General features: G+C 52.1%; 1 protein-coding gene. It reads left to right on the plus strand.

What is annotated here, in order from left to right:
• Positions 1–913: 913 nt before the first annotated feature.
• The gene (locus NG833_RS30195; RefSeq protein WP_254568956.1) at positions 914–2,593 is read left to right on the plus strand and encodes an MBL fold metallo-hydrolase; all 1,680 of its coding nucleotides are present in this window, start codon (positions 914–916) and stop codon (positions 2,591–2,593) included.
• Positions 2,594–2,797: the final 204 nt, after the last annotated feature.

Genomic DNA, 2,797 nt, shown 5'->3' on the forward strand with positions numbered 1-2,797 from the left:
GGGGCGCAAGCATTGCGCCCCTACACATACCTTACTTTCAGTTGCGCGTTTGGAGGATTTATATTTTGCAATCCCCTTAGTCGTTCAGTTTCAATGGCCTGGGCCTTCCCGGTAGAGATCGGAGCAATCGGACCCCAACCCGGCTTCTGTCCCTACGAAAGTGGCTTTCTGCGTAGAGATTCGGTCAAGCCACCCGGTTTTTGAGTTCGACTGGAACTGATGCCCTAGGAGAGGATTTCTTGACAAAGCCCGGACTGATTTCCGGCAAAGGGAGCAGTCGCCTCCCAATTGCCCGATATGTCCCGAAAAACCCGATGGAGAGACCCCATTGCTTCTTGAGGGGAGCAAAAAAGGATTTGAGGATGATCCCCTTCCTTGGTAGCATCAAATCTAAGTCATCGGATTTGGTCAGTGGATGAACATCCAGAAATTCCATCGGTTCCACGAGGTGATTCACCTGAGTAACAGATCTATCTCAATCGAACAGAATCCAGCCTTATCCCGTAGCCCGGTGAGCAAAGCACTTGCCTCATCTGGGTTTTCCATGATGAGAATTTATCCTAAAAACCAACCAGGACCGGGCTGGAAACAAAATGCTGTAACAGGACTTGCGCAGATTTTGAGAATTCAGGCTAAATGTAGAGGCGATTCGCGAATCGCCTCTACATTTAGGGTTTTATTTTCCCCAATGGGTAAGTTCTGTGTAAGGGGGCAAGGTCCCGAAGGATTGACCGGAAAAATGGGTCAGGGCGATCGCCCCTATCCATCCCAACCAGGAGAAGTCCCAGGGATTCCGGTATCCCCCGGGTGGAACGGCAACCCCTTGAGACAGAGGACCTGGGGTAGAATCACCGCCCCTTCATCCGCTATCATTCCAGACTTGAGTGGCGATGTTCAGGTGTGTTCAACGTAAATGGATCAGCTTGAATGTTTACCCTATAGTGTCGGTCATGGAGATGAGGGAGTCTCCTTACAGGTGCGGATGGGACCCTATCGCATCCTCCTCGACTGTGGCATCAGAGATATTTCACCCCTGCAAGCGGGTTTAGAGAAAAAGGGCCGTGGCCCAGGCTCCCTACCGGCAGATTTAGTGCTGGTGTCTCATGCGCATAGCGATCATGCCCGGGGTCTATGGTCCCTGCATCAAGCCTTTCCCCAATTACCGATTTATGCCAGTGAAGTTACCACCGAACTACTCCCCCTCAACTGGCCCGAAGCCGAGCGCGATCGCGTAAGATTTTGTCAAGCCTTACCCTGGCGCACCCCGGTAGAATTTCTGGATGGATTGACTGCTGAATTATTTCCTGCCGGACATCTCCCAGGGGCATCGGCTATTTTATTGAGCTATACCCCTAACCCCTCCGGGCGATCGCCTCAACCGCCCCGACCCTATACCCTGCTTTATACCGGAGATTTTTTCCTCTCCAACTCCCGCTTAGTGGAAGGATTGCCCCTCGATGAACTGCGGGGATTAGATCCAGACGTGCTGATTGTCGAAGGCAGTTATGGGACCTCGCGGTTTCCCCATCGCCGATCGCAGGAAAACCAACTTGCCGAACGCATCGAACGGGCGATCGCTCAGGGTCAATCCGTCCTGCTTCCCACTCCTACCGTGGGTTTAGGTCAAGAAATCCTGATGCTACTGCGGAGTCATCACCAATTCACCGGGCGAGACTTGGATATTTGGGTCGAGGGAACCGTTGCCGATGCTTGTGATATTTATTTAGAACTCCTCCCCCAACTCCCCGCCTCAGTCCAAAACTTTGCCCGCCATCAACCCCTATTTTGGGACGAACGGATCCGTCCGAGGGTGCGTCGCTTATTCCCCGAACACCGTTCGCAACTGGCAAACGGTCCTTGTGTCCTGCTGACGGAATTAAGCAACAACCTCAACAATTTTGAGGGAGGCGATCGCCAACCCTGGCTGATTTTGCTTCCCGAATATCCTGGACAACCTCAACGCTATAACCCAGAGTCCTTATTTGCCCATCTCCCCAAGTCGCGCTTTACCCTCGAAACCTATTTACTCGCCCAACATTGTGACGGCAATAGCACCACCCAACTGATTCATAACTTACATCCCCAGCACGTTGTCTTCATCCACGGTTCCCCCGCCTATTTAGCGGACTTGACCAACTTGGATGAACTGCGCAACCGTTATCACCTACATACTCCAGAAGCGGGGAATCTCGTAGAACTCCCGATCGGCGAGACGATTTTGCAACCGGCGACCCCGGCGGAAATTTATCCGGGAGAACTTACGGAACATCCAAGCAGTGTCACCCTTTCCCTGTCCCAAACTTTGGCTTTGGACCCCCGGTGGCAGAAGTTTTCCGATACGGGGTTAATTGAAGCGCGTTGGCAGGGTGAGGAATTAGTGGTGCGTGGCGTTTCTCAACGAGAATTGCTCTCTCAAGGGAGTGCCGCCCGAGTCAATGCGAATATAGAATGTTGCGGAAACTGTCGGTATTATCGAGGACAGCGTTGTTGGAATCAGATTTCTCCTTTATTTGGGTTTAAGGTGACTCCTGATGGCTATTGTCCCGCCTTTGAAGCGGCGTTGGTTCCACCTGTCTCGCCGCCGGATTCATAAGGCATAGCAGGTTAGGATTTGGTCTGCTATTTTTGGGTGGAGTGAGCAATTGTAGCAATTGTAGGGTGGGCAATGCCCACCTCAACATTACGAACAAAGAGATTTTTGGGGGGGGGAACGACTTCAGTCGTTACTACGAACGAAGAAAGATAACGACTGAAGTCGTTACTACGAACGAAGAGATTTTTGGGGGGGGGGGGACGG

It is taken from the genome of Oscillatoria sp. HE19RPO, from assembly GCF_024220515.1.
Lineage (GTDB): Bacteria > Cyanobacteriota > Cyanobacteriia > Cyanobacteriales > Laspinemataceae > Laspinema.